The 20,341-nt window shown below is 71.4% G+C and carries 18 protein-coding genes and 1 riboswitch; of the genes, 6 read left to right on the top strand and 12 right to left on the bottom strand.

The genetic code is table 11. The features are described 5' to 3' along the window. Positions 1 to 44: 44 nt before the first annotated feature. From JAO84_RS25960 to JAO84_RS25945, 4 genes are all read right to left on the bottom strand, one after another. Positions 45 to 1,715, bottom strand: a complete 1,671-nt coding sequence (locus tag JAO84_RS25960; RefSeq protein WP_370415001.1) for an ABC transporter substrate-binding protein — start codon at positions 1,713 to 1,715, stop codon at positions 45 to 47. Positions 1,716 to 1,941: 226 nt separating this feature from the next. Beyond that, on the bottom strand, positions 1,942 to 2,733 hold the full coding sequence (locus tag JAO84_RS25955) for an enhanced serine sensitivity protein SseB C-terminal domain-containing protein (protein ID WP_370415000.1): 792 nt from the start codon (positions 2,731 to 2,733) through the stop codon (positions 1,942 to 1,944). A 99-nt stretch (positions 2,734 to 2,832) separates the two neighbouring features. Further along, positions 2,833 to 3,570, bottom strand: coding sequence for an enhanced serine sensitivity protein SseB (locus JAO84_RS25950; RefSeq protein ID WP_265864737.1), 738 nt, complete (start codon positions 3,568 to 3,570; stop codon positions 2,833 to 2,835). A gap of 104 nt (positions 3,571 to 3,674) precedes the next feature. After that, positions 3,675 to 4,376, bottom strand: coding sequence for an AAA family ATPase (locus JAO84_RS25945; protein ID WP_370414999.1), 702 nt, complete (start codon positions 4,374 to 4,376; stop codon positions 3,675 to 3,677). Between the two features lie 180 nt (positions 4,377 to 4,556). Continuing rightward, positions 4,557 to 4,670: riboswitch (glycine riboswitch) on the top strand. Positions 4,671 to 4,840: 170 nt separating this feature from the next. On the opposite strand from JAO84_RS25945, the gene gcvT reads away from it, so the two are divergent. From gcvT to JAO84_RS25925, 4 genes are all read left to right on the top strand, one after another. After that, positions 4,841 to 5,980, top strand: coding sequence for a glycine cleavage system aminomethyltransferase GcvT (gene gcvT, locus JAO84_RS25940; RefSeq protein ID WP_370414998.1), 1,140 nt, complete (start codon positions 4,841 to 4,843; stop codon positions 5,978 to 5,980). Between the two features lie 133 nt (positions 5,981 to 6,113). Continuing rightward, on the top strand, positions 6,114 to 6,491 hold the full coding sequence (gene gcvH / locus JAO84_RS25935; RefSeq protein ID WP_370414997.1) for a glycine cleavage system protein GcvH: 378 nt from the start codon (positions 6,114 to 6,116) through the stop codon (positions 6,489 to 6,491). A 23-nt stretch (positions 6,492 to 6,514) separates the two neighbouring features. After that, the gene (gene glyA / locus JAO84_RS25930; RefSeq protein WP_370414996.1) at positions 6,515 to 7,774 is read left to right on the top strand and encodes a serine hydroxymethyltransferase; all 1,260 of its coding nucleotides are present in this window, start codon (positions 6,515 to 6,517) and stop codon (positions 7,772 to 7,774) included. A 183-nt stretch (positions 7,775 to 7,957) separates the two neighbouring features. Further along, positions 7,958 to 9,328, top strand: coding sequence for an L-serine ammonia-lyase (locus JAO84_RS25925; RefSeq protein WP_370414995.1), 1,371 nt, complete (start codon positions 7,958 to 7,960; stop codon positions 9,326 to 9,328). A 25-nt stretch (positions 9,329 to 9,353) separates the two neighbouring features. On the opposite strand, the gene JAO84_RS25920 is transcribed toward JAO84_RS25925, so the two are convergent. Both JAO84_RS25920 and JAO84_RS25915 read right to left on the bottom strand, forming a co-directional pair. Next, a complete protein-coding gene (locus tag JAO84_RS25920; RefSeq protein ID WP_370414994.1) occupies positions 9,354 to 10,262 on the bottom strand; it encodes a CopD family protein in 909 nt (302 codons plus the stop codon). A gap of 101 nt (positions 10,263 to 10,363) precedes the next feature. Continuing rightward, entirely contained in the window at positions 10,364 to 10,579 is a 216-nt protein-coding gene (locus JAO84_RS25915; RefSeq protein ID WP_370414993.1) for an EF-hand domain-containing protein, read from the bottom strand. Positions 10,580 to 10,652: 73 nt separating this feature from the next. Between JAO84_RS25915 and JAO84_RS25910 the strand changes: the two genes are divergently transcribed. After that, positions 10,653 to 11,300 carry a GNAT family N-acetyltransferase gene (locus JAO84_RS25910; RefSeq protein WP_370414992.1) on the top strand — a complete coding sequence of 216 codons (648 nt, stop codon included), beginning with the start codon at positions 10,653 to 10,655 and terminating at the stop codon, positions 11,298 to 11,300. Between the two features lie 4 nt (positions 11,301 to 11,304). On the opposite strand, the gene JAO84_RS25905 is transcribed toward JAO84_RS25910, so the two are convergent. From JAO84_RS25905 to JAO84_RS25880, 6 genes are all read right to left on the bottom strand, one after another. After that, positions 11,305 to 12,510: a YncE family protein gene (locus JAO84_RS25905; protein WP_370414991.1), complete on the bottom strand. Its 1,206-nt coding sequence runs from the start codon at positions 12,508 to 12,510 to the stop codon at positions 11,305 to 11,307. Further along, a complete protein-coding gene (locus JAO84_RS25900) occupies positions 12,510 to 13,271 on the bottom strand; it encodes a polysaccharide deacetylase family protein (RefSeq protein ID WP_370414990.1) in 762 nt (253 codons plus the stop codon). The genes JAO84_RS25905 and JAO84_RS25900 overlap by 1 nt, the downstream gene beginning before the upstream one ends. Before the next feature lie 421 nt (positions 13,272 to 13,692). Then, entirely contained in the window at positions 13,693 to 14,196 is a 504-nt protein-coding gene (locus JAO84_RS25895; RefSeq protein WP_370414989.1) for an ATP-binding protein, read from the bottom strand. A 216-nt stretch (positions 14,197 to 14,412) separates the two neighbouring features. Then, positions 14,413 to 15,180, bottom strand: coding sequence for an enoyl-CoA hydratase/isomerase family protein (locus tag JAO84_RS25890; RefSeq protein ID WP_370414988.1), 768 nt, complete (start codon positions 15,178 to 15,180; stop codon positions 14,413 to 14,415). 89 nt (positions 15,181 to 15,269) lie between these two features. Further along, positions 15,270 to 16,517: an Ig-like domain-containing protein gene (locus JAO84_RS25885; protein WP_370414987.1), complete on the bottom strand. Its 1,248-nt coding sequence runs from the start codon at positions 16,515 to 16,517 to the stop codon at positions 15,270 to 15,272. Between the two features lie 218 nt (positions 16,518 to 16,735). Further along, the gene (locus JAO84_RS25880; protein WP_370414986.1) at positions 16,736 to 17,953 is read right to left on the bottom strand and encodes an Ig-like domain-containing protein; all 1,218 of its coding nucleotides are present in this window, start codon (positions 17,951 to 17,953) and stop codon (positions 16,736 to 16,738) included. A gap of 173 nt (positions 17,954 to 18,126) precedes the next feature. Between JAO84_RS25880 and glgX the strand changes: the two genes are divergently transcribed. Further along, a complete protein-coding gene (gene glgX, locus JAO84_RS25875; protein ID WP_370414985.1) occupies positions 18,127 to 20,340 on the top strand; it encodes a glycogen debranching protein GlgX in 2,214 nt (737 codons plus the stop codon). Position 20,341 lies beyond the last annotated feature (1 nt).

Below are 20,341 nucleotides of genomic sequence, written 5' to 3'. Positions count from 1 at the left end.
GTCACGAGAGGAACGCGTGACCGGGCGGACCGCTGGCGGTGGTGTTACTTGAAGGAGACCTCGGCGAAGTTCTCCTGCGTCAGCGGGGAGACCTTCGGCGGGTTGACGTTCTTGCCGAACGCGATGGCCGGCGGCGAGGAGGACAGCGGGACACCGGGGAGGTAGTCCATGATCGCCTCGTTGGCGGCCTTGTACAGGTCGGTGCGCTTGGTCGGGTCGCCCTGGAGCGAGCCCGCCTTCACCGCGGCGAAGACCTTGTCGTCCTTGAAGCCCCACTGCTTGTCGTACCCGGCGAACCAGGTGCCGATGAAGTTGTAGCCGTCGTTGAAGTCACCGGTCCAGCCGAGCATGTGCAGGGCGCAGGAGCCGGCCTCGGTGGCGTCCAGGTAGTCCGGGTTCCACTTCATCGGCTTCGGGGTGACCTTGATGCCGGCCTTCTCCAGGTCGGCCTTGATCAGCTCGAAGATGTCCTGCGGGGCAGGCATGTACGGGCGGGTGACCTCGGTCGGGTAGCAGAACTCGACGTTCAGGTTGCTCTCGCCGGCGGCGGCGAGGAGCTGCTTGGCCTTGGCCGTGTCGAAGGGGTACTTCTTCACGTTCTCGGACCAGCCGGCGACCGTGTCGGGCATGAACTGGGTCGCGACCTTGCCGCCCGCGGGCAGCTGGGTCTTGACGATGTTCTCGCGGTCCATGGCGTGGGCGATGGCCTGGCGGACCTCGGGCTTCTTCAGCGCCGGGTTCTTCTCCTGCGACATGCCGACGTAGAGCAGGTTGAAGACGTCACGGGTCGGGACCTTGAAGCCGGCCGCCTCGAGCGTCTTGATGTCGGCGGGCGCGACCAGGTCGTAGCCGTCGATGTCACCGGCCTGCAGCGCCTGGCGGCGGCCGCTCTCGGTGTCGATGGTGCGGAAGACCAGGTTCTTGACCTTGGCCTTCTCACCCCAGTAGTCGTCGAAGCGGGTCAGGGTGACTTCCTTGTTGCCCTTGTTCCACTTCGTGATCTTGTACGGGCCGGTGCCGGCGACCGTGCCGGCCTCCTGGCTGTACTTGGGGTACGTGATGGCGTCGCCCTTGGCGGTCGCCTCCTGCTTCGCGTACTCCTTGAGCGCCTTCGGCGAGTGGATCGCGAGGGCCTGCAGGGAGAAGCCGCCGGGAAGGTTGGCGGAGGGCTCGAAGACCTCGATGACGGCCGTGTTCGCGTCCTTGACGGTGCAGGACTTGTAGTTGGCCTTCGGGGTTTCCTTGTCCTCGTTCTTCGCGAACCCGCCCATGATGGTCTGCCAGTAGTAGGAGACCGCGCTGGACTGGTACGTGCCCTTCCAGTTGAACCAGTAGTCGTAGTTCGCGCAGACCGCGGCGGCGTCGAACTTCTCGCCGTCGTGGAACTTCACGCCCTGACGCAGGTTGAACGTCCAGACCGTGCCCGCAGGGTTGCTGGACCACTTCTCGGCGAGACCGCCGACCAGCTTGCTGCCGCCGGACTCGTGCTCCAGCAGGGCCTCGAAGGCCTGCCGGGTGACACGGAAGGTCTCGCCGTCGGAGGCGAGGGCCGGGTCGAGGGAGGCCGGGTCACCGGGGGCACCGAACACGAAGGTGTCCTTGGCGCCGTCCTTGTCCCCGTCCTTGCCCCGCTCGCTCGCGCAGCCGGTGGCGATGAGGCCGACCGCGAGGGCCGCCGTCAAAGCCCGGGCTGACCGGGACGTGAATATTCGCATGGGTCCACCCCTGGGTCGCCATGTGTGGTCGGTCTGACCGGCCGAACGCTACTGGCGAGTGACGCGGCAGAGAACAGTCCGCATAGCGGTGATATCAAGCTGAGACCCGGACAGTTGGCAAATCGGGCGGATGCGGGACAGAGCCGCCGCGTCGCCCGCAAGCGGAGCCAAAACCTCAGCTCGGAAAGGGATTTCGCCACCGTCTTGACAAAGCGGCGGGAAGGACTCAGGCGTGCCGTGCGGGCGGGTAGCCGTATCCCGACTGGTGAGACGAGGAGCCCGGCCCCGCGGCGTGCGCGTCGCGGTCGTAGAACGGACGGGCGTGGGCGTACAGCCACATCGCGACCGGGTCGTACGTGTCGGACATGGCCACCGTGGAGACCGGCAGTCCGTCGGGGACGGCGGCGACGGTCTGGTGCATCATCGCCCGCACGGCCTCGACGGAGGCCGGCGAGGAGTCGTACAGGTCGAGGCCGATCGCGAGGTACGGGGAGCCGAGCGCGGGCTGCACCCAGGCGCGGCGCAGCGAGCGGACGGCGGAGGTGCGGTGCGCGTTCTGCGTGAGCAGGGCGTAGAACTGCGGGATCTCCACGGCGGGTTCGGAGAGCCGCAGCGGGCCCGCGGGCATCCGGTCGAGGCCGGTGGCGATCCGGCGCAGGTCGGCCCAGGGGATGCCGACGCCGCCGCCGGGGGCGTGCGGATTGAGCCAGATGCCCCAGCGGTCGGGGTAGAGGGCGCGGGCGATCTCGAGTCCGGAGACGAGTTCGTGGCCGCGGGTCCAGCCGGAGGCGGCGAGCTCCTGGGCGGAGGTGACGCACGGCGCGTAGCCGTAGCCGTCGACCTCCATGTTGCCGTACTGGGCGTCGGGCGAGCCCGGGGTGCCCTGCCAGAGCAGCATCCGCACCTCGGAGCCGGCGAGGGCGCGCAGCAGCTGCTCGTAGGCGTCGTGGCGCCCGGGTGCCACCTGGCGCAGCATGTGCTCGACCTGTCCGGTCGCGGCGGTGCCTGACGCGCTCACCGTGGGTCCCGCCCCTCTTGTCGTACGACTCGGCTCGGTGGTTCTCGGAGTGGTTCTTGAAGTGGTTCTTGAATCAGTTCAGCTTAAACAAGGGGTACGTCACACGGCGGCGCGCTGGTAGAAGGGGCGCACCTTGTCCAGCATCCAGTCGCCGACCGGGTCCTGGGCCACGTCGAGCAGGATGAGGTTGACCGGCCAGGCGACCTCGACCCGGCCGAGGGCGCGGCCGAGGGCGTCGAGCGGGGCGTTGCGGTCGGCGTCGGGGCCGGTGAGCTCGACGCCGACGAAGAGCGCGGGCTCGGTGCCCTCGACGCTGGCGAGGACCCGGCGGGCGACCGCGACGACGCCGGTGGCCTCGAACTCGGCGGAGGCGGCGGCGAGGAAGTCGACCGGGTCGTCCTGCCAGTCCGGTTCGAAGAGCCGCACCCGGCCGCCGCTGGCCGGCCCGTCGAGGGCGGTGCGGCCGGTCCGGCACAGCTCGGCGACGGCGGGCGGGGGCAGCGGGACGCCGACGGTGCCGCCGGGGTTCACGGCGATGCCGAGCTGCGGCGGCAGACCGCGGGCGAAGTCCCGGGCGGGGGCGATGGTGTACGACATGTGCTCGCCGGCGATGGCGAGGAACTGCTGCTCGGAGCTGAACACGGGCACGTAGGCGGCGCCGTCGATCTCCATGGTGGGCAGGTCGAGGTCCCGGCTCTCCGGCCCGCCGCCGTTGGGCAGCGGCACCCAGACGGGGCTGCGCCCGAGCACCTCGACCAGGCGTCCGCCGGCGGAGGGGTTGCCGAGGGAGGCGGCCAGCACTTCCTCGAGCTCATTGCCCGGCCACGTCACGTCCACGGTTCGTCGTCCCCTTCCCGGCACACGGTCGGTCAGAACCCTAATGGCGCTGTCGGCCCCGTGTGACCGAAAAGGGTGCGGAGTGCGTCACGGCCAGACACGGTCTAGTCCCGGAAGGCGATCTTCCGCAGGGCGTCGGCGGCGTCGCGGTCGAGCAGGGTGACCGAGGCGCAGCCCGGGGGCAGGGTGCCGGCCTCGGCGGTGCGGACCAGGCGGGCGACGGCGCGGCGGTGGCGGGCGAAGGCGTACGGGGAGACGCCGCGGCCGCGGTCGCGCTGGCCGGCCCGGGCGGTGGCCGGGTCGACGTCGAGCAGGATCAGGTGCATGGCGGCGCCGCGGCGGCGGGCGTCGCGGGCGAGCCAGCCGCGCACCCAGGACTGGGTGCCGCAGTCGTGGACGATCACCCCGGCGCCGGTGCGCAGGGCGCGGCGCAGCCCCGCGTAGTGGGCGAGGCGGGCGAGCGGGCGGTAGAGCGCGTACGGCAGGAAGCGGGGCAGCCGGGCCTCCCAGCGCTCCCGGGTGTCCTGGGAGTCGACGGCGCGGCCCTCGGCGGCCCGGGCCATCAGGGTGGACTTGCCGGCGCCGGGCAGCCCGGAGACGACCACGACGTCGCCGGCGGCGAAGGTGAGCGCGCGGGGGCTGCGGCCGGCCCGCTCGCGCAGGTCGCGCAGCAGCCGGGCGCGGCGCCGGCTGCGGGCCCGCTCGCGGGTGCGGGCCCGGGCGACCGCCCGCTGGGCGGGTATGCCGGTGTTCGTCATTCCGGTGTTCGTCGCCGCGGCCGGGAGGCCGGTGTGCCGGATCGTCATCGCTTCTCCCCCTGTCGGGTCTCCCCGTGTCGGGTCTCCCGTGACGGGACTGCGGGACCCCTGCCCACAAAGTGTAAAGAGACGGTAATGCGGCACAAGCGATTTGCCGCGCGGATCGGCCGTGCAATGATGAGCGCGCCACGCGCTCGCACGAGCGCGCACAACCGCATACCGGCCGCTCGAATCCGCGCGGGAGAGTTCCGGGTCCAGCCGGCGCAGTCGCGCCGCGTGCCCGGGCGCCGAAGGAGCAAGTACCTCCCTTGAATCTCTCAGGCCCCGTACCGCGTGGATGAGGCAGATCTGAAAAGCGGGTCGCCCTGCCGCGTCCCCACCCAAGGTGCAAGCCGATCTCTCGGTGACGAGATGCTCTCGGTGAACCTCTCAGGTTCCATGACAGATGGGGAGGATCGTCCTCACCGTCATGTATGTCGTGCCCCGCACGCCTTGGACCCGGGAGCCACCCCATGAGCACTGCCCCCCGTCTGACCGCCCTCGATGCCCTGCATCGCTCGCTGGGCGCGACCATGACCGACTTCGCCGGCTGGGACATGCCGCTGCGGTACGGCAGCGAGCGCGACGAGCACAACGCCGTCCGCAACCAGGCCGGCCTCTTCGACCTCTCCCACATGGGCGAGATCACCGTCACCGGCCCGCAGGCCGTGGAGCTCCTGGACTACGCCCTGGTCGGCAACATCTCGACCGTGGGCAACGGGCGCGCCCGCTACACGATGATCTGCCAGGAGGACGGCGGCATCATCGACGACCTGATCGTCTACCGCCTGGGTGAGACCGAGGCTGGGTTTTCTGAATACATGGTCGTCGCCAACGCCTCCAACGCCCAGGTCGTGCTCGACGCCCTGGCGGCCCGCTCCGAGGGCTTCGACGCCGAGGTCCGCGACGACCGCGACGCGTACGCCCTGATCGCCGTCCAGGGCCCGGAGTCCCCCGGCATCCTGAAGTCGCTCACCGACGCCGACCTGGACGGTCTGAAGTACTACGCGGGCCTGCCCGGCACCGTCGCCGGCGTGGACGCGCTGATCGCCCGTACCGGCTACACCGGCGAGGACGGCTTCGAGCTGTTCCTGAAGCCGGCCGACGCCGAGGGCGTGTGGCGGGCGCTGACCGAGGCCGGCAAGGACGTCGGCCTGATCCCGTGCGGCCTGTCCTGCCGCGACACGCTGCGCCTGGAGGCGGGCATGCCGCTGTACGGGCACGAGCTGAACACCTCGCTCACCCCCTTCGACGCGGGCCTCGGCCGGGTCGTGAAGTTCGAGAAGACCACCAACGAGGGCCGCTTCGTCGGCCGCGAGGCCCTTGAGAAGGCCGCCGAGCGCGCCGCGTCCGCCCCGCCGCGCAAGCTGGTCGGCCTGATCGCCGAGGGCCGCCGCGTCCCGCGCGCCGGCATGTCGGTGGTCGCGAACGGCGAGGTCATCGGCGAGATCACCTCCGGCGCCCCGTCCCCCACCCTGGCCAAGCCGATCGCCATGGCGTACGTGGACGCGGCCTTCGCCGAGCCGGGCACGGAGGGCGTCGGCGTCGACATCCGCGGCACGCACGAGCCGTACACGGTCGTGGCGCTGCCGTTCTACAAGCGCCAGAAGTGAGGATGGGGCGACAGCCCCGCCCCCTCCGAACGTGACGCTTTCGTCTCCGGACGTGACGCATTCGTCTCAGGACACGTCTCACCCCGCAAGACCCCCGTACATCCGCACTCCCCGCATCCAGGAGAATCAGGTCATGAGCAACCCCCAGCAGCTTCGCTACAGCAAGGAGCACGAGTGGCTGTCGGCCGTCGAGGACGGCGTCGCCACGGTCGGCATCACCGAGCACGCGGCGAACGCGCTCGGCGACATCGTGTACGTCCAGCTCCCGGCCGTCGGTGACACCATCACCGCCGGCGAGTCCTGTGGCGAGCTGGAGTCGACGAAGTCCGTCAGCGACCTCTTCGCCCCCGTGACCGGCGAGGTCGTCGCGGCCAACGAGGACGTCGTCGCCAACCCGGAGCTGGTGAACACCGACCCGTTCGAGGGTGGCTGGCTGTTCAAGGTGCGCATCGACGAGGAGCCGGCCGACCTGCTCTCCGCCGACGAGTACACCGCCTTCACCGCAGGCTGACCGAGACCCCCAGGGATCGCTTCATGTCGCTTCTGAACACCCCTCTCCACGAGCTGGACCCGGACGTCGCCGCCGCCGTCGACGCCGAGCTCCGCCGCCAGCAGTCCACCCTCGAGATGATCGCCTCGGAGAACTTCGCTCCGGTCGCGGTCATGGAGGCCCAGGGCTCCGTCCTCACCAACAAGTACGCCGAGGGCTACCCGGGCCGCCGCTACTACGGCGGCTGCGAGCACGTCGACGTGGCCGAGCAGATCGCGATCGACCGGATCAAGGACCTGTTCGGCGCCGAGTACGCCAACGTGCAGCCGCACTCCGGCGCCTCCGCCAACCAGGCCGCGCTGTTCGCGATCGCCCAGCCCGGCGACACGATCCTCGGTCTCGACCTGGCGCACGGCGGCCACCTCACCCACGGCATGCGCCTGAACTTCTCGGGCAAGCAGTTCAACGTGGTCGCGTACCACGTGGACGAGCACGGCCTGGTCGACATGGCCGAGGTCGAGCGCCTCGCCAAGGAGCACCGCCCGAAGGTGATCATCGCCGGCTGGTCGGCGTACCCGCGTCAGCTCGACTTCGCCGAGTTCCGCCGGATCGCCGACGAGGTCGAGGCCTACCTGTGGGTCGACATGGCCCACTTCGCGGGCCTGGTCGCGGCCGGTCTGCACCCGAACCCGGTCGAGTACGCGGACGTGGTGACCTCCACCACGCACAAGACGCTCGGCGGCCCGCGCGGCGGCATCATCCTGGCGAAGAAGGAGTTCGCGAAGAAGCTGAACTCCTCGGTCTTCCCCGGCTTCCAGGGCGGCCCGCTGGAGCACGTGATCGCGGCCAAGGCCGTCTCCTTCAAGGTCGCGGCCTCGGAGGAGTTCAAGGAGCGCCAGCAGCGCACCCTGGACGGCGCCCGGATCATCGCCGAGCGCCTGGTGCAGGACGACGTCAAGCAGCACGGCGTGTCCGTGCTGTCCGGCGGCACCGACGTGCACCTGCTCCTGGTCGACCTGCGGAACTCGGAGCTGGACGGCCAGCAGGCCGAGGACCGGCTGCACGAGGTGGGCATCACGGTCAACCGGAACGCCGTTCCGAACGACCCGCGCCCGCCGATGGTCACCTCCGGCCTGCGCATCGGCACGCCGGCCCTCGCCACCCGCGGCTTCGACGCCGAGGACTTCCGCGAGGTCGCCGACGTGATCGCCGAGACCCTGAAGCCCGGCTTCGACGCCGAGGCGCTGAAGGCCCGGGTGACGGCGCTGGCCGACAAGCACCCGCTGTACCCCGGCCTGAAGTAATTTCGTACGATTTAGTTGCGGCTTTGTTCGTACGACAGCTCCGGGGCACCGCGCACACTGGACAGTGAGCGCGGTGCCCCACCGCATTACCGCCCTCCCCGCTTCACCGCCCCTCCCCGCTCTTCCGGCTCGTTCTGCACCACCCCGGCAGACAACGGCGTCTAGCCCCACAAGGAGTCCCCCGTGGCCATCTCGGTCTTCGACCTGTTCTCGATCGGCATCGGCCCGTCGAGCTCCCACACGGTGGGCCCGATGCGCGCGGCCCGCATGTTCGCCCGCCGGCTGAAGAACGAGGGCCTGCTCGCCCACACCGCGTCGATACGGGCGGAGCTGTACGGCTCGCTGGGCGCGACCGGCCACGGCCACGGCACCCCGAAGGCGGTGCTGCTCGGCCTGGAGGGCAACTCGCCGCGCACGGTCGACGTGGAGAACGCCGACGACGAGTTCGAGCGGATCAAGGCGAGCGGGAAGATCAACCTGCTCGGCGCGCACGAGATCCCGTTCTCCTTCGACGACGATCTGATCCTGCACCGCCGCAAGGCGCTGCCGTACCACGCCAACGGCATGACGGTCTTCGCGTACGACGCCGAGGGCGCGCTCATCCTGGAGAAGACGTACTACTCGGTCGGCGGCGGCTTCGTCGTGGACGAGGACGCGGTGGCCGGCGAGAACCCGATCATCCCGGACGACACCGTCCTGAAGTACCCCTTCCGCACCGGCGACGAGCTGCTCCGCCTCACCAAGGAGACCGGCCTGTCGATCTCCTCGCTGATGCTGGAGAACGAGAAGGCCTGGCGCACCGAGGACGAGATCCGCGCCGGCCTCCTGGAGATCTGGCGGGTCATGCAGGCCTGCGTCTCGCGCGGCATGTCCCGCGAGGGCATCCTGCCGGGCGGCCTGAAGGTCCGCCGCCGCGCCTCGACCCTGGCCCGCAAGCTGCGCTCCGAGGGCGACCCGACCACCCACGCGATGGAGTGGATCACTCTGTACGCGATGGCCGTGAACGAGGAGAACGCGGCGGGCGGCCGCGTGGTCACCGCCCCGACGAACGGCGCGGCCGGCATCATCCCGGCCGTCCTGCACTACTACATGAACTTCGTGCCCGGGGCCGACGAGGACGGCGTGGTCCGCTTCCTCCTCGCCGCCGGCGCCATCGGCATGCTCTTCAAGGAGAACGCCTCCATCTCCGGCGCCGAGGTCGGCTGCCAGGGCGAGGTCGGCTCCGCCTGCTCCATGGCCGCCGGCGCCCTCGCCGAGGTCCTCGGCGGCTCCCCCGAGCAGGTGGAGAACGCCGCCGAGATCGGCATGGAGCACAACCTGGGCCTGACCTGCGACCCGGTCGGCGGCCTCGTCCAGATCCCCTGCATCGAGCGCAACGGCATGGCCTCGGTCAAGGCCGTCACGGCGGCGAAGATGTCGATGCGCGGCGACGGCAGCCACCTGGTCTCCCTCGACAAGGTCATCAAGACCATGAAGGAGACCGGCGCGGACATGTCGGTCAAGTACAAGGAGACCGCGCGGGGCGGGCTCGCGGTGAACATCATCGAGTGCTGAGGCCGCCGCCGCCCCGGGCCGTCCGCTAGGGCAGCAGCCAGTGCGGGTCCGGGACGACGGTGAGCAGGGCGGAGACGAGGACCACGAGGGCGAGGACGCCCAGTTCGACCCGGGCCGGGGGGCGGGCGTCGGCGCCGTGCAGCATGCGGCGGCGGGCGGTGAGGGCGAGCAGGGCGGTGAGCCCGAAGAGCGCGAGCTTGACCAGCAGGACCCGGCCGTACGCGGTGGAGAGCACGCCGTCGAGCGGGAGCCGGCGCAGGGTGGAGAAGGTGCCGGTGACGCAGAGGGCGGCGAACGCGCAGGCCGCCATCCGCGCGTACCGCATCAGCACGTCCTGGCCGCCGCCGCGCAGCCGCATGGTGCGCAGCACGTACAGGAGGCTGCCGCACCACAGGGAGGCGGCGGTGAGGTGCACGACGGTGAGGCTGACGCCGATCGCCGGGGTGTACGCCTCGGGGTGGGCGCGCATGGCCTCGGCGCCGACGGCGACGGCGAGCGGCCCGAGGGCGAGGGCGGGGCGGCGGGTGGCGGCGCACAGCGCGGCGAGCGCGAGCGCGTTGGTGGTGACGAGGAGGAGCCGGCCCTCGCGGAGCCCGTAGACGGTGCCGAGGCTGAGGCCGCTGAGCCGGCCGAGGAGGACGAGCATGCCCGCGGAGGCGGCGGCGCCGGTGGCGGCGGCCGGGACGGACCAGCGGCGGGGCAGCGGGCCCTCGCCGGCCAGGCGTACGCCGGCGAGCTCGCCGATCTGGACGGCGAGCGCGGTGAGGACCAGGAGCCGCAGCAGCGTGATGGTGCCGGCGGCGGGGATCTCCAGCTCGCCGGTGCCCGTCTGGGCGAGCGAGACGCCGAGGAGGGCGACGGTGAGGACGCCGATGAGGGCGAGAACAGCTGCCGTCAGACGGATCGGGGTGCCGAGGGGTCCGGGGAGGCTCACCGAATGATCGTTACCGGGGGCCGGACGGGCGGCAACTCGCGTACGTACGCATGGTCGTACGGAGCCGCCCGCCCGCGCCCCGAGCGGGGTCAGCCCCTGGCTCAGGCCTTGCTGAGGTGGGACCAGAACTCCTCGAAGGAGAGCTTGCCGTCGCCGTTGTCGTCGCGCTGCTTGATGAGCGCCTCGGCGACCGTCTCGGTCGTGTAGAAGTCGCCCATCTCGGCCATGACGTGCTTGTACTCGGCGGCCGTGATGAAGCCGTCCCCGTCCACGTCGAACTTGTTGAATGCCGTACGTGCCGACTCGATGTCCGCCACTGCTTCCGCCCCTTCATGGTGCTTGATGTCGGGGGCCAGATTAGCGGGCGGCCCGGTGGCCGATGATGGGGGCATGAACAGCGACGTGGCGGAGATGGCGGAGATACTGGCGGCGGCGGCCCGCGGGGAGTTCCCGCCGCCGGACGGTTCGACGACGGTGCTGCCGCAGCCGAGCGGCCGGGACGCGGGGGTGCTCTCCTTCACGGCGCACTCGGTGGTCTTCCTCGACGAGGACCCGGAGTGGATCCGGGCGGAGCTCGCCCGGGCCTCGACGGACCCGCTGGTGGCGAGCATGACCCCGCGCTTCCTTACGGCGCTCACGGCCCGCACCGGCCGTTCGATGAACACCATCGACCTGATGACGGTCGCGGACGCGCTGCCCGGCCCGCCGGAGCTCGCGCTCCGGGAGATCCACGACCAGGACCATCCGCGGGTGGCCCGGGCGCTGAAGTACCGCGACGAGGTACGGGTGTGGGTCACCGACGGCGGTCTGGTGACCCTGGGCCGGGGCGTGGCGGGCCGGGTGGAGGTGGCGATCGAGGTCGACGAGGACGCCCGCCACCGCGGCCTGGGCCGCGCCCTGGCCACGGCCGCCCGCCATCTCACCCCGGACCCGGTGGTGTGGTCCCAGCAGTCCCCCGGCAACGCCCGCAGCGTCCGCGTCTTCCAGGCGGCGGGCTACCGCCCGGTGGGCTCGGAGGCGCTGCTGATCGCCGCCTGAGCCGTCAACGGAACACTCCGGTGTGGCCGAGCGAGTAGCGGCCCGGCTGGGGGTAGACCGCGAGGCCGTGGGGGCCGCTGCCGACCGGGATGCGGGCCAGCTGCTTCCCGCTCGTCGTGTCGATCGCGTAGACCTCGGAGTCGTAGCGGCCGGAGAGCCACAGCACCTTGCCGTCGGCGGAGACCCCGCCCATGTCGGGGGATCCGCCGTCGGGCAGCTTCCACTTCTTGGTGAGGGCGTTCTTGGTGAAGTCGAAGACCGAGATCGTGCCCTCGCCGCGGTTCGAGACGTACATCTCCTTGGAGTCGCGGGAGACGTAGAGGCCGTGGCAGCCCTTGCCGGTGGGCAGCAGGGTCGGGGTGGTGAACCTGTCCCCGTCGAGTACCCACATGCCGTGCGCCATCATGTCGGCGACGTAGAAGGTCTTGCCGTCCGGGGAGAGCTTCACGTCCTGCGGCATGGCGCCTTCGAGGGGCAGCTTCTGCTGGCCGACGACCTCCATCTTCTCGGTGTCGACCTTGAGGAGTTCGCCGGAGAACTCGCAGGAGACGACGAAGTAGCGCCCGTCGGCGGAGAAGTCGGCGTGGTTGACGCCGTAGCAGGTGACCGGGACGGTCTTCCTGCGCTCCATGGTGTGCGGGTCGCGGAAGACCAGCTCGCGGTCGAGCGAGGCCATGACGACGGCGTACTTGCCGTTCGGGGTGAAGTACAGGTTGTACGGGTCGTGCACCTCGACCGGTTTGCCGGCGACGCCGGTGGCGGGGTCGATGGGGGTGAGGGTGTGGCCGCGGTCGTTGTTGACCCAGAGGGTCTTCAGGTCCCAGGAGGGGACGACGTGCTGCGGCTGGTTGCCGACCGGGATGGTCTCGATGACCTTGTAGGTGGCGGGGTCGATGACGGAGACCGTGTTGGAGTTGGTGTTGGGGACGTAGACCCGGGACGGGAAGCCCTTGACGACCGGGGAGAGCGCGTTCGGGCGGTCGGCGGCGTAGATGTCGTCCGGCTGGAGCAGCGGCGGCATGCCGGGCAGTCCGGCGGGCGCCGCGGCCGGCCTGGGCACGGCGGCCTTGGTGGTGGCGGCGCTGGGGTGCGGGGTCGCGGGCCGGGGGCTGCCGCAGGCCGCGAGGCTGCCGAGCAGCAGGGCGGTGGCGGTGGCGGCGAGGACGGCCTTGTTGCGGCGATACGGGGACGGGGTCGAGGGAATCGGCATCAGCTCAGCAGCTCCGTGGTGGTGACCGCGGAGAGGCCGCGGCGGTCGAGGTCGGCGAGGAGGCGGGGCAGCGCGGCGACGGTGTCCTGGTAGCCGAAGTGCAGGCTGACCACCGAGCCGGGCGTGATCCGTCCGGTGACGTTGGCGACGACGGCCGCCGGTCCGGGCGAGGTGAAGTCGAGGGAGTCGACGTCGTACGAGAGGGCGTGCGGGTAGCCGGCCCGGCGGGCGGCGCGCAGCACGGTCTCGGTGGCGTGCGGGGTACGGGAGGGGCGGAACCAGCTGCCGACGGAGCCGGTGAGGCGGCGCAGCCGGCCGGCGCAGGCGTCGATCTCGGCGAAGGCCTCGTCCTCGGTCATGGCGCTGATGTCGATGTGGCGCTGGGTGTGGTTGCCGAGGTCGTGGCCGCCGTCGAGGATCCGCCGGGCCATCGAGGGGTGCTGGTCGAGCCAGCTGCCGACGGCGAGGACGGTGATCCGGGCGCCGGCCCGCTCGGCGCCGTCGAGGATCGCGCGGGCGAGCGCGGGGTCGCCCTGGCCGTGGAAGGTGAGGGCGACGCGGGGCCGGTCGCGGGGCCCGTGGGCGATCTCGGCGGGCCGGCCGGGCCAGCGGCGGGGCGCGGGGGCGGCGACGGGCGCGGCGTGGGCGGGCCGCTCGGTCTTCGGGGCGGGGCGGGGCTCCGTGCCGCAGGCGGTGGCGAGGGCCCCCGCGAGGGCGGTGGCCGCGCCCGCCCGGAGGGCACCGCGGCGGTCGGTCGGCATCACGGGGACCATTTAAAGGCGGACAGGTCCGAAAGATGACGATTGAGCCGATTCAGGACGTTTGCGGGTCGCGATCAGCCGTCCACCATGCGGACGGGCCGAGGAAACACCCGATGAACCCCATAGTTATTCATGTTTTGCAAGGCGGGTGCTCTAGGTCACCAATGATTCATCGAGGAATCATTCCAGTTTGTCCGGATCTGACCCGGTAGGGACTTTTGGCGTCGAGGCCACCCGTCTGCCATAGTCGATGACACGACCCCCATTGACCCGGGCCAGGTCGTCGAAGCAGCCGCGGATACACCCCCCCAATCCGCGGCGCACCACACGAGAGCCCCCAGCGCGCCCCACCCGGGCCGGACGGGGGCTTTCGTGCATCCGCGACGGCATCCGCGACCGCATCCGCGACACAGGCCCGGCCCTAGCGGTCGCTGACCCGCATCTCGAACCAGGTGGTCTTGCCGCGCGGCGCGAGGTCGACACCCCAGCGGTCGGAGAGCTTGTCGACGAGGAAGAGCCCACGGCCGCTCACGTCCAGCTCGTGCACCGGCATCAGACAGGGCAGCCCGCGCGAGGGGTCGCGCACCTCGACCCGGATCCAGCCGCGGCGGCGCAGCAGGCGGAGGGCGAAGACCCGGGCGCCGGTGTGGCGGACGGCGTTGCCGACGAGTTCGGAGACCAGCAGCACGGCGTGCTCGGCGATCTGCGGGGTGAGGCCCCAGTGCCGCACTATCACCCACTGGGTGAGCCGGCGGGCGACCGCGGCGGATTCCGGCCGGGACGGCAACCGGGCGTCCTCGTCGGCCGGATTCCCGTACAACTTCAGTGCTTCCGCGGCCTGTTCGTCCTCGGTGCCCGGCACCCACCGGGCGGCGGTCGCGCCGCCGCGCTGCCGCGGTTGTTCCGTACCCTCCAGGCCCGCCATGCCCACCATCATGGCCGGACGGGGCCCGGCGCGGGGCCGTTCCGGGGGATTCGCCCCCTCGGAATCGACAATTCCGCGAGACTGACTCTGGCATATACCAAAGTCAGTCGGAACGCGGTCGTGAACGGCCTGATCCGACCGGTTCCGGCCGGGTCGGGCTGCCGGGTCCGGCCGGATCAGGCTCCCGGATCGGGCCGTTCACGCGAGGTCGAACGCCTAGACGAACTTCGCCTTGCCCGGGCCCTCTTCGACGAAGCTGCGCATGCCGCGCTCGCGGTCCTCGGTGGCGAACAGGCCCGCGAACCAGGTGCGCTCGACGGCCAGACCGGTGTCGATGTCCGTCTCCAGACCCTGGTCGATCGCCTCCTTGGCCGCGCGCAGCGCGATGGCCGGGCCCTGGGCGAGCTTGGCGGCCCAGGCGTGGGCCTGCTCGTACACCTCGGCGGCCGGGACCACCCGGTCGACCAGGCCGAGCTGGAGCGCCTCGTCGGCCTTCACCATGCGGCCGGTGAAGATGAGGTCCTTGGCCTTGGAGGGGCCGATGAGCCGGGCGAGGCGCTGGGTGCCGCCGGCGCCCGGGATCAGCCCGAGCAGGATCTCCGGCTGGCCCAGCTTGGCGTTGTCCGCGGCGATCCGGTAGTCGGCGCAGAGCGTCAGCTCGCAGCCGCCGCCCAGCGCGTAGCCGGTGATCGCGGCCACGACCGGCTTGGGGATGCGGGCGATCGCGGTGAAGGAGTCCTGCAGCGCGCAGGACCGCTTGACCATGGCCGCGTGGTCCATGACCTGCATCTCCTTGATGTCCGCGCCGGCCGCGAACACCTTCTCGCCGCCGTAGAGGATCACGGCCCGCACGTCGTCGCGGTCGGTCGCCTCCTGGGCCAGCTCGCGCAGCCGGTCCTGGGTGGCGATGTCCAGGGCGTTCATCGGGGGGCGGTCGAGACGGATCGTGCCGACGCCTTCGGCGACTTCGAGGTTCACAGTCATGGTCGGAAGGTTAGCCGCCGTTAACGGGGAGGGCCCCGGTGCGGTTGGTCACAACCGCACCGGGGCCCTCGTCACGCGCACGAAAGGGCTTACGCCTTCCACTCCGACCAGTCCATGTTCCAGCCGTTGAGGCCGTTGTCGGGCTGGATCTGCTTGTCCTTCGAGTTCTTCACGACGACCACGTCACCGATGAGCGAGTGGTCGTAGAACCACGCGGCCGGCGTCGAGGAGTCCCCGGCGCCCCGGGCGTCGCGCAGACCGACGCAGCCGTGGCTGGTGTTGGTGGTGCCGAAGATCCCCGGCGAGCCCCAGTAGTTGCCGTGCACGAAGGTGCCCGAGGCGGACAGGCGCATCGCGTGCGGCACGTCCTTGATGTCGTACTCACCGCCGAAGCCGACCGTGGCCCCGTTCATCCGGGTCACCTTGAACTTCTCGCTGATGACCATCTGCCCGTTGTACGTCGTCGTGGACGGCGCGCCCGCGCTGATCGGGATGGTCTTGACGATCGCGCCGTCGCGCTCGACCTTCATCGTGTGCGCGGAGGCGTCCACCGTGGAGACCTGACGGCGCCCGATGGTGAAGGAGAAGGTCTTCTTCTGCTTGCCGTAGACGCCCGGGCGGCCCTCGACGCCGTCCAGGTTGAGCTGCACGGTCACCTTGGTGCCCGCGGCCCAGTACTCCTCCGGCCGGAAGTCGAGGCGGTCGTTGCCGAACCAGTGGCCCTCGATCTCCACCGCCGGCTCCGCCGTCACCTTGATGGCGCGCTCGACGGCCTCCGGGTCGGTGATGCCCCGGGTGAAGTTGATGGAGACCGGCATGCCGACGCCGACGGTCTGCCCGTTCTCCGGCGTGTAGTGGCCGATGAAGGTGTTCTTCGGGGTGAGGGTCGAGAAGGTGGTGTCCTTCGCCGACTCACGGCCCTCGGTGTCCTTGGCGATGGCGTGCACCTTGTACTGGGTGCTCGCCGACAGGTGGCCCACCGGCTCCCAGCTGCTGCCGTCGGCGGCCAGCTTGCCCTCCACCGGGTGGCCCTCGGTGTCGGCGACGGTGACCGTGGTCAGCTTGCCCTGCTGGGCCGTCACCTTCAGGGCCCCGCTGGTGGCGACCGCGTCGGCGCCGTCCTTCGGGGCGATCGTCACGACGGCCTGCGAGGCCGCGTTCTCCTGCTTGCCGCCGCCGCTCGCGCCGCCGTCCTTGCCCCCGCTCGCACCGGCGTCGGTGCCACCGCCGCCGCAGGCGGTCAGGACGAGGAGCAGCGTCCCCGTCGCCAGGGCCCCCAGGCGGGCGCCACGGCGGCGTCGTCCGGCGGTCGATCCGGATATCGGCTGCCCGTTCACTATGGTGTTCTCCCCTCGCACGACCCCGGCGATGCCCGGGCCCCACCCCCGTGCGCATCCTCACGCGCACACGGCGTTAATTAATCACACCGGAGGACACGAAAGTTCCTCGTACATGTCACCGTTCAGTCCCAGTTGGCGTGATACGGCGGACGGGGCGCGGGCGTGCGCTGTTCTGTGACGTGCAGGGGGCGTGCGCAAGGGGTGCGCGGAAGGGCTCAGTCCAGGGCCGAGCCGGCCTTCCAGCGGCCCCAGTCGAGGTTCCAGCCGCCGAGCCCGTTGTCCGGGGCGACCTGCTTGTCCTTCGAGTTCACCACCTCGACCACGTCGCCGACGAGGGTCCGGTCGAAGAACCAGCCGGCCGGGGTGTCCGGCCCGCCGCCCTTCACGTCCCGCAGGCCGACGCAGCCGTGGCTCACGTTCGCCGAGCCGAAGGTCGAGGCGGAGGCCCAGTAGTTGCCGTGCAGGAAGGTGCCCGAGTCGGTCAGCCGGATCGCGTGCGGCACGTCCTTGATGTCGTACTCGCCGCCGAAGCCGACCGTGGCCCCGTTCATCCGCGTCACGTCGTACAGCTCGGTCGCCACCATCTTCCCGTTGTACGTGGTGGTCTTCGGCGCCCCGGCGGTGATCGGCAGCGTGGTGAGCAGCGCGCCGTCCCGGTGGATCTCCATGGTGTGCTTCTCGGCGTCGACCAGGGACACCTGCGAACGGCCCACCGTGAAGCCGACCGTCTTGCGCTGGATGCCGTACACCCCCGGCGCGCCCTCGACGTCACGCAGCGCCAGGTCGACGGTGACCCTGGTGCCCGGCCGCCAGTACGCGGCGGGGCGGAAGTCCAGGCGCTCCTTGCCGAACCAGTGGCCGGCCACCTCGACCGGAGGGTCGGAGGTGACGCGGATGGCCCGCTCGACCTCGGCCCGGTTCTCGATCTCCCGGTTGAAGGAGAAGGAGACGATCATCCCGACGCCGACCGTGGAGCGGTTCTCCGGCTTGAAGTAGCCGATGAAGCGGTGCTCGGGGACGACGGTGGTGAAGGTGGTGTGCCGGGCCGAGCGGCGCCCGTGCCCGTCGAGCGCGACCGCGTCCACGCTGTACTTGGCGGCGAGGGCGAGCCGGGTGTCCGGGCGGGGCCGCCAGCGCAGCCCGTCGGCGGAGATCTCCCCCGCCACCTCGGTGCGCTGGGCGTCCTCCACCTGGACCACCGTCACCCGCTCCAGGCGCCCGCTGTCGACCTTCACCTCGACCGGCCCGCTGGCTGGGACCGCGCGGGCCCCGTCCTCGGGGCTGACCCGGATGACGTCACCGGGTGCCCGCGCCTTCCCCGGGAGCGTCAGGTCGATGCCCCCGCCGCCGTCCCCTCCGGTGCAGCCCGCGAGCCCCACGAGCAGTCCTGCCACCGCGAGGGCGTACCCCGCCCGCTTCAGTACAAGTGTCACGCCCAGACCAACGACGGCCCCCCTCCAGGGGAAACGTGCGTACGGGTCATGTTGGGAGCGCGCCCGCGCGGGCAGAACAGGTGGGAGAACACGTACGGGGGACGGTCGCCGGGACGCGGCCGGGCGGTCGGGACACGGCTCCCTCCCGTACGAGAGCCGCGGGAGGCCGGACGGTGTCGAGCGCAGCCGAGCAGGAGGCGGTACGTCAGCATGCCCGCGTGCCGCGGGAGGCGAGGGTGTGGCCGGGCGCGCCCACGCCCCTCGGCGCCCGCTGCCGGGTGGGGCCGGGCGGGGTCGCGGGCACCAACTTCGCGTTGTGGGCGGGCGGGGCGGAGGCCGTCGAGCTGTGTCTGTTCGACGCGGACGGCAGCGAGATCCGGCTGCCGCTCAGCGAGCTGACCCATGAGATCTGGCACGGCTTCGTGCCCGGCGTCGGACCCGGGCAGCGCTACGGCTACCGGGTGCACGGGCGCTGGGACCCGTGGACCGGGGCCCGCTGGAACCCGGCGAAGCTGCTCCTCGACCCGTACGCGCGGGCGGTCGACGGCGGCCGGGGGAACGATTACACGTCCCTGCCGCCCGAGGTGTACGGGCACGTCCGCGACTGGCCCCAGCAGCATGTCGCCGACACCGTCCGCGACGAGCGGGACTCCGCCCCGTACGTCCCCAAGGGCGTGGTCGTCCAGGACGACGACGACTGGTCGGACGACCGCAGGCCCAAGACGCCCTGGCCGGACTCCGTCCTCTACGAACTGCACGTCAAGGGTTTCACCGCCCGCCACCCCGGCATCCCCGAGCGGCTGCGCGGCACCTACGCGGGCCTCGCCCATCCGGCGGCCGTCGAGCATCTCGTACGGCTCGGGGTGACGGCCGTCGAACTGCTGCCGGTGCACCAGTTCGCGCACGAGGACCATCTGCTGCGCCGCGGCCTGACCAACTACTGGGGCTACAACTCGATCGGCTACTTCGCGCCGCACGCCGCCTACTCCTCCTCCGGCACCACCGGGCAGCAGGTCGGCGAGTTCAAGCGGATGGTGCGGGCGCTGCACGCGGCCGGCATCGAGGTCATCCTCGACGTGGTCTACAACCACACGGCGGAGGCCGGCGAGCTCGGCCCCACCCTGTCCCTGAAGGGCATCGACAACCGCGGCTACTACCGGCTCCAGTCGGACGCGCGGCGATACGCCGACTACACGGGCTGCGGCAACACCCTGCACGTGGTGCAGCCGCAGGTGCTGCGGCTGATCACCGACAGCCTGCGCTACTGGGTGACCGAGATGGGCGTGGACGGCTTCCGCTTCGACCTGGCGGCGGCCCTCGCCCGGTCGATGCACGACGTCGACATGCTCTCCCCGTTCCTCGCCGTCATCGCACAGGACCCGGTCCTGCGCCGGGTCAAGCTGATCGCCGAGCCGTGGGACGTCGGCAACGGCGGCTACCAGGTGGGCGCCTTCCCTCCGCTGTGGACCGAGTGGAACGACCGCTACCGGGACGCCGTACGGGACTTCTGGCGCGGCGCGCTGCCCGATGTGCGCGACCTCGGCTACCGGCTCTCCGGCTCCAGCGACCTCTACGCCTGGGGCGGGCGCCGCCCGTACGCCTCGGTCAACTTCGTCACCGCCCACGACGGCTTCACCCTGCGCGACCTGGTCACCTACGAGCGCAAACACAACGAGGCCAACGGGGAGGGCAACCGGGACGGCACCGACGACAACCGGGCCTGGAACTGCGGGGTGGAGGGCGAGACCGACGACCCGGCGGTGAGCGCCCTGCGCCGCCGTCAGCTGCGCAACCTGATGACGACCCTGCTGCTCTCCACCGGTGTGCCGATGCTGGTCGCGGGCGACGAGATGGGCCGCACCCAGGGCGGCAACAACAACGCCTACTGCCAGGACAACGAGACCGGCTGGCTCGACTGGACCCTGCCGGACGAGCCGGGCCGCGCCGAACTCCTGGCGCTGACGAGGCGGCTGCTCGCCCTGCGCCACCGCCACCCGGTGCTGCGCCGCCGCGCCTTCTTCTCCGGCCGGCGGGGCGCGGACGGGCTGCGCGACCTGGCCTGGTTCACGGCGGCCGGCACCGAGATGACGGAGCCCGACTGGTACGCCCCGGCCGCCACCCTCGGCCTCTATCTCTCCGGCCGCGACATCCCGGGCCGCGACCCGCGCGGCGAGCGGATCACCGACGACAGCTTCCTCGCCGTGCTGCACGCGGGCCCCGACCCGGTGGACTTCCGGCTGCCGGGGCCGCCGTGGGCGGAGTCGTACGACCTGGTCGTGGACACCGCCCGGGAGGAGCAGTCCGCCGCCCCGGCGACGGCGCACCGCGGCGGGGAGGTGCTGACGGTGGCGGGGCGGTCGGTGGTGCTGCTGCGGGTCGGGGGATGAG

It is taken from the genome of Streptomyces fradiae (genome assembly GCF_041270065.1).
Lineage (GTDB): Bacteria > Actinomycetota > Actinomycetes > Streptomycetales > Streptomycetaceae > Streptomyces.
The sequence above is the reverse complement of the archived record's forward strand: the minus strand, read 5'-3'. Positions and strand labels throughout refer to the sequence as shown.